At 41.0% G+C, this 6,000-nt stretch carries 8 protein-coding genes; 4 read left to right on the top strand and 4 right to left on the bottom strand.

Going from position 1 to position 6,000, the window contains the following annotated elements:
• Positions 1–222 precede the first annotated feature (222 nt).
• The 4 genes from QZ323_RS02920 (at position 223) to QZ323_RS02935 (ending at position 3,712) form a co-directional block, all read left to right on the top strand.
• Positions 223–1,539, top strand: coding sequence for a WG repeat-containing protein (locus QZ323_RS02920; RefSeq protein ID WP_294632625.1), 1,317 nt, complete (start codon positions 223–225; stop codon positions 1,537–1,539).
• Between the two features lie 6 nt (positions 1,540–1,545).
• A complete protein-coding gene (locus tag QZ323_RS02925) occupies positions 1,546–2,415 on the top strand; it encodes a hypothetical protein (RefSeq protein ID WP_294632627.1) in 870 nt (289 codons plus the stop codon).
• 216 nt (positions 2,416–2,631) lie between these two features.
• Complete coding sequence (locus tag QZ323_RS02930) at positions 2,632–3,006, top strand: immunoglobulin-like domain-containing protein (RefSeq protein ID WP_294632629.1); 375 nt, start codon at positions 2,632–2,634, stop codon at positions 3,004–3,006.
• 13 nt (positions 3,007–3,019) lie between these two features.
• Positions 3,020–3,712 carry an SIMPL domain-containing protein gene (locus QZ323_RS02935; RefSeq protein WP_118158768.1) on the top strand — a complete coding sequence of 231 codons (693 nt, stop codon included), beginning with the start codon at positions 3,020–3,022 and terminating at the stop codon, positions 3,710–3,712.
• A gap of 89 nt (positions 3,713–3,801) precedes the next feature.
• On the opposite strand, the gene QZ323_RS02940 is transcribed toward QZ323_RS02935, so the two are convergent.
• Genes QZ323_RS02940 through QZ323_RS02955 form a run of 4 tightly spaced genes read right to left on the bottom strand, consistent with a single transcriptional unit; the run spans position 3,802 to position 5,954 of the window.
• Entirely contained in the window at positions 3,802–4,521 is a 720-nt protein-coding gene (locus QZ323_RS02940) for a hypothetical protein (protein ID WP_294632631.1), read from the bottom strand.
• A 4-nt stretch (positions 4,522–4,525) separates the two neighbouring features.
• The gene (locus QZ323_RS02945; RefSeq protein WP_234256201.1) at positions 4,526–5,452 is read right to left on the bottom strand and encodes a relaxase/mobilization nuclease domain-containing protein; all 927 of its coding nucleotides are present in this window, start codon (positions 5,450–5,452) and stop codon (positions 4,526–4,528) included.
• A complete protein-coding gene (locus QZ323_RS02950) occupies positions 5,418–5,801 on the bottom strand; it encodes a MobC family plasmid mobilization relaxosome protein (RefSeq protein WP_004310825.1) in 384 nt (127 codons plus the stop codon). The genes QZ323_RS02945 and QZ323_RS02950 overlap by 35 nt, the downstream gene beginning before the upstream one ends.
• A 24-nt stretch (positions 5,802–5,825) precedes the next feature.
• Positions 5,826–5,954: a hypothetical protein gene (locus tag QZ323_RS02955; protein WP_294632641.1), complete on the bottom strand. Its 129-nt coding sequence runs from the start codon at positions 5,952–5,954 to the stop codon at positions 5,826–5,828.
• Between the last annotated feature and the right edge of the window lie 46 nt (positions 5,955–6,000).

A 6,000-nucleotide genomic window follows, 5' to 3' on the forward strand; every position in this document is an offset into this window, starting at 1 on the left:
TTTTCGCCAGTATATATATTTTGCTGTCAACAAGAATAAGTTTAGTTCGTTTTGGATATATAGGCAAAAGAACAGACTAAACTTACAATACATACCAAAATCCTTTCTCGAATATTAAACGTTAATTAGTTTAAACCTAATGAAAAAAGAGAACTCTAAAATTGATGGAGTTATTCTTTATTCCTATTTTTGAGAAGAGTTTCATTATAAAAAGAAAGGTTTATGCGCATTAAAAATTACTTCACTATTATCTTGTTGCTCTGTTTCTTTTTACAAGCTAAAGCTACAGGACTGTCGGGTGATATTATATCATTCAATGGAGATAGTTGGGTCTTTATGGCTAAACCAATAAATATGGATTCCACTTTATATAAACGCTTGATGGATTTCATACCTGACAACCATTGTGTTTCAACAGGAAATTGGGAAGGATATACAGCCTTTTGGGAGATACAGAACGATTACCTTTGCTTGCAACGCATAGAAGTATGCGTATATGATGAAACAAGCCGAAAAGATTCTACGTTAATATACCATGCAGAAGCATTACAAGCACCATTTTTACCTTATTATTATGAGAATGGAAGCGTTGAAGCTCGTTGGCTAAACGGCGAATTTCGAGCCGGAAAAGGTGATTTGGTAAGATATGTACACTCCGGATTCGACCGTAATATGGAAACAGAGTGCGTATTGCGTATTAAGAATGGAAAGGTGATAAATACAACTACCTATCATAACTATAAAAAGCCCGGCTTGAAGATAATAGATGTACAGGATGAGATTATTCGCAAATTTCCATGGAATCGTTTTCCCAAATATAAAAACCAGCGGATAACTTTCGTCATACGAAATTTCCAACTAACCAACGATGGACACTTTAAAGATTGCGACATACGTTTTATCCTCTTGCGACCTATACGGGAAACAATAGAGGATGGCAATCATCCGTTGGCAATAGCCTTCAAAGAGACGCTGAAATCTATATACCCATGGGAAGTTTTATTCATCAATGGGAAATATACAATTGAATATACAGATTTCACAATGCCTATTTGGAGAAAATACTTGACCGCCCATACCACAGAGCCTTATTTGGAAGTGGGTGTTCCGGTCTGTTATCTGAATGAACGGGGTGATACCATTGTACCATACGGCAAGTACAGATACTGCCAGACAGACACTATCAAAGAATTAGGTTTTGTTTATGAGAACAAGCCAAAGGACGCTCGAATAATCTGCATCAATAATGCGGGCAAAGAACTTTTCTATGTATTCAAATATGATAATGGTCCCGACTACATACAAGAAGGGCTTTTCCGTATAATGAACGAGGATGGATTGGTAGGTTTTGCCGATTCATTGGGTAATGTGGTCATAAAGCCTCAATTTAAATTTGCTAACCCATTCGAGAACGGCAAAGCAAAGGTTACTTTCTCCGGTGAAAACAAAGAAGTTCCCGATTCCAAAGGCGAAAAGCATTACTGGGATAGCTCTAATTGGTATTATATAAATAAGAATAATAAAATAATTAACAAGTAGATATGTATGAAAAATCTGATTTACTTATCTGTCCTTTTGTCCGTTTGGTCGCTGAAATTGAATGCACAGAACATTGATTTTCCTCTTTCACAGTCGGAAATAGAGAAGTACGAAAGTCGTGTACATATCCAACGGCTTCCCAATGTTTCCGTTACGCATCTGGATGCTTACAAAATTCGTACTCAACAACCCGTTTACTCGTCCTCAACCAAACGAATTACGTTGGATGTAATCAATGTAGATGCTCCTACCGCCGAACCGGAATTACATTGGATGAAGTACTGGAAAGGCGGGGAGTGGAAAGAGTTTCCTTTCATTGACAATCTTGCCTTTGCTGGCGTGGGCAGAGATTTGTCTAAAGGCGATACGTTGCCCGAACACATTCATATGTCCGAGTTTAAATATCCGTTGAAACCGAACAAATACCAAGTCCACTTTTACGTGTTCTCCAATATCTACACGTATTGCAACCTAACAGACATGGGGATTCAGCCCGTGAAAGGAACAGAGATGCAGGGGGCTTTTAGTTTTAGGGTATTGGAATCCGATAACGATTCTATCCGCATACAGTTTGAAAACCATACCAACCTTTCGGTACAACCCCTGTTTTTTCCGAGCGTAGGAACGGATGAATTGTATATGGTACATCCACTTGCCCGTTCTGGTTCGAGAGATGAATCTGATTACATGAGGAATTGCGCATGTTTGGAAGCAGGAGAAGCAATATTGTTTTCCATTCCTGTATCATGGAATGTCAGTCGCATTACCGACCCTAATTACAAGAAACGATTCAATTCCGGGAAATTATCTCCCGACAAATACAAGATAGGATTGCAATTGGAAATATACATGAATACAGAGTTTGAAGTAAAATAATCTCACTATGAAAGCTGGAAGTATCATTCTAATCATTGTGTTTTGTGCATTTATTGTGAGTTGTTCAAATAAACATAAGCGCTTCCAACCGAAAGCGACCGATGACAATACAGTAGCTATTATCGGTAGCTCCGACGATTCTACAAACATCGTAATTGAAGAGAACAATAAAACAGATAAAGATACTGTAATATTAGAATCACCTAAATTTAATTTATGGTCACTAAAGAATTACCAGATAAGTATAAAAATCAAGGATTTCAGATGTGGACAGAAAGTGAAGTATATTGGGAAAATGTGGCAGTTATCAATGTGTTTGTAACCAACCCTACCAATGAAAAATTTTGGATTGGACGAGATTGGAGTTTACGTATTTGGAATGGGGTACAATGGTGTATCCCCCAAGAGAAATTTGAGCTAAATGTTAAGGCTGACGCATTCTGTAAAAAGGAAGCTCCTTTATTATATTGTTTTCGATTTCCTATTGGTGAATATTACCATCTTCCCAAAGGGAAGTATCGTATAAGTAAGTCATTCTTACTTAAAGAAAAAGATGAAATCAACTTATATGCTGAATTTGAAATCAAATAAATACTCAACTATCATGAAACTAAAATTATTTTTATCCGCTATTGTCTTCTTTATGGTTCTAACTGCGCAAGCGCAAGATGTTAATGAACGATATGTCGAAGTGACTGGTACATCGGAAATAGAAATCGTACCGGACAAAATTCACTACATCATTGAAATCCGTGAATACTTCAAGGAAGAATTTGACGGAAAGTCTAAGCCCGAAGAATATCACACCAAAGTACCATTGTCACAAATAGAACAAGGGTTGCGAAAGAATCTTGCCGAAGCAGGTATTACGCAGGATGCAATCCGTACACAAGAGATTGGCGATTATTGGCGAAAGCAAGGGCAAGACTTTTTAGTGTCCAAGCAATTTGACATTACACTGACCGACTTCAAACAGATAGATGAAATAATCAAGCACATAGACACGAAAGGTATTAATACGATGCGTATCGGTGAACTGGAAAACAAAGATATATTGGCATATCACCAAAGAGGAAAGATAGAAGCATTGAAAGCCGCACAGCGAAAAGCCGCTTATTTAGTTGAAACATTAGGTAAAAAACTGGGAAGTGTAATTCGTATTGTGGAAGGGAATAATACAAGCAGCATTTCATTTGCACAGAGTAATGTTATGTCCTCCAATGCTGCCTCGTTCGACAGCTTTCGCACTATCAAAAAGAATTATTCCATACTTGTACGTTTTGAAATTGTTGATTAGTAAGTTAAGTATAAAATCACATATCAAAACAAAACGAGACAGCCGGAGTAAGAAGATTTTCACATTTCATTACTCCGGCTTCACCCCGATTACGGCTTACCCAGTTTATCAGCTTCCTTTCTCAACTGCTCGGCTTGTTCATTGAGTAGCCTTGCACGCTCCAACGCTTCCGCCTGCTTCCTGCTGCGGTATTCAAAATCCGTCACCGAATCAGTCAAGTTTTGGATGAAAGCGTTATCCCGTTCCCTACTGAAATTCGTTTCCAGCAAATCAAGGCAGCCCCCATCCGCTTCCCCTTTCATCAGAATGTAGCGGTATTTCATATCGTTGTCTTGCAACTGCTGCATCCGTTCAGCCAAACGGACATTCAAGAATATGGAAACAGAACAGACAACCAGCACTGCCGAAAAAACAAACAATCCCGGACGAATCCAAGAGGTAATCTTGTTGTAAATCCGTTGATAAAGCGGCAAGGGTGCAGCTTCCTCTTTATCCGTCTTGCAAGAGCCCAAAGTATCAATCATTACTTTGAAACAACGGTAGGTTTCCAATGCTATTTTCTTGGTGTCCTCGATATGTTTCTGCTGACTTTGCATCCCGTTCCTTATCTCGTCAAGCTGGCTTCGGATAGCCCGCAAATCCTTTTCGGGAACAGCCGAATTACTGTGCAGTTCCGACAATGCCTGTTCGACTGCTCCCAGCCGTTCGAGAGTTTCCTCCCGACTGGCTGGCGTTACCTGTGCTTCCTGCTTCTCTTTCAGTTCTGTAACCATTGGGAGAAGCCCCTCTAAAATCAAATTTTCCTCCATACGCTTATAACTTTAGTTGTTTTTTCTTTTTTTTCTTCTTCTTTCTCAAAAAGGAATCATCGGGCATTTCATCAGCCGGGGCTGACAAACCGGAAAACAGACTGCCTAAACCTGCAATAAAAGAATTATCCGCTTTGTCGGGTGCTGATACTGATTTCTGAACAGGTGCAGTAACCGTCTGCTTATTGCTTCCGACTATCGCCTGCCCTACATCCCCAAAACACTTATCCAGTTTGGAGAAACTGAAATTACGGTCTATCTCCGAACCCTTGAACGTGTATTCGCCTTTGGAAAAGGAAACACCTTGTATCTCGCTTGTCTGCCCCTTGTACTTGAACCGGACAGTAATACCCTTTTCCGCTAACCGTTCCTGTAACTGCCGCCAGTTCTTGGACTTCCCGATTTCGTTCTTTACAGCCGTGTAAATCTCGTATTTCGACTTGTCCGGCTCTTTCAAGCGGTGCTGCTTTACCTGTTCTTTTCCACCAGCAAAATAAAGCCCGTGTTTGGTTTTCAGCTTCTTGCAGACCTGCTCGTTACGGTACATATCGTTCCTGTCCGAAATGGTCTTGCCGTTGTTGTCTATGCGGTTGAACACGATATGCACATGTGGGTGTTCCCGGTCTTGATGGCGCACGATGATATACTGCGTATCGGTAATTTTCATTTCACGCATATATTCCTGTGCAAGCTGTATCATCTTCTCGTCTGTCAATTTGGGTGCATCCACTGCCGAATAGCTTAACGCAATATGTCCGACTGGCTTTTTCAAGTCGGGCTTCATCCCGGTCTGCATACAGAAGCTGCGGATTATATCTCCCTGACTTTCTGTCAGTACCCCGTCCGCATGGAGCAAAGCCGCCTGTTCCTTGCCCAACACATAGTTTACGCAGCCCTTAAACCCGCTTCCCTTTTTTATTTTTCCAATCATCCGACAACTGGTTTATAATTTCGACAATCCTGTTTTTCAGTTTCACCAGTTCCACCGCCACCAGTGCGAAACCTCCGGCATTTGCCCGGTGTGCCAGTTGGTTGATGTTGTTGGCTTCCCCTGCCAGCTTGCGGATGGTGTCCGCATCCTGCCTATTCAGCCGGGGTATGACCTCTGCCGAAACAACTGCCTGCCGGACATACTCACTGACACGCAACCCGGCTTCTCCGGCTCTCTTTCTGATGGCGTAATACTGCAACTCGGTCAGTTTCGTACTGACAACCCGTTGCTGCTTCTCTATCCGTTTCTTTGCCGGACGTCCCCCCGGCTTATCCTTTATATTCGTCATAGGTTTTTACGTTTAAATGGTGTCTTAAAAATTGCGACCAACGGGAGAAATTTTCTTTGCGGTGAGCAAAGCAAGGTAGTTTCGGTTTACCGAAACATAACCTTGCTGTTCCAGTTTATCAGCCTGTTCTGCGTCGAAATATAAGGTAATCATTCTATTTTCCGCCACGACAATTTTATCGGCTGTTTTTCAGCCGATA

Origin of the sequence: uncultured Bacteroides sp. (assembly GCF_910585845.1) — a bacterium.
Lineage (GTDB): Bacteria > Bacteroidota > Bacteroidia > Bacteroidales > Bacteroidaceae > Bacteroides.

Coding starts and splice junctions, on each gene's coding strand:
- QZ323_RS02930 (WP_294632629.1), top strand. CDS start 2,632: ATGGTCACTAAAGAATTACCAGATAAGTATAAAAATCAAGGATTTCAG.
- QZ323_RS02945 (WP_234256201.1), bottom strand. CDS start 5,452: ATGATTGGAAAAATAAAAAAGGGAAGCGGGTTTAAGGGCTGCGTAAAC.
- QZ323_RS02920 (WP_294632625.1), top strand. CDS start 223: ATGCGCATTAAAAATTACTTCACTATTATCTTGTTGCTCTGTTTCTTT.
- QZ323_RS02935 (WP_118158768.1), top strand. CDS start 3,020: ATGAAACTAAAATTATTTTTATCCGCTATTGTCTTCTTTATGGTTCTA.
- QZ323_RS02950 (WP_004310825.1), bottom strand. CDS start 5,801: ATGACGAATATAAAGGATAAGCCGGGGGGACGTCCGGCAAAGAAACGG.
- QZ323_RS02940 (WP_294632631.1), bottom strand. CDS start 4,521: ATGGAGGAAAATTTGATTTTAGAGGGGCTTCTCCCAATGGTTACAGAA.
- QZ323_RS02925 (WP_294632627.1), top strand. CDS start 1,546: ATGAAAAATCTGATTTACTTATCTGTCCTTTTGTCCGTTTGGTCGCTG.
- QZ323_RS02955 (WP_294632641.1), bottom strand. CDS start 5,954: ATGATTACCTTATATTTCGACGCAGAACAGGCTGATAAACTGGAACAG.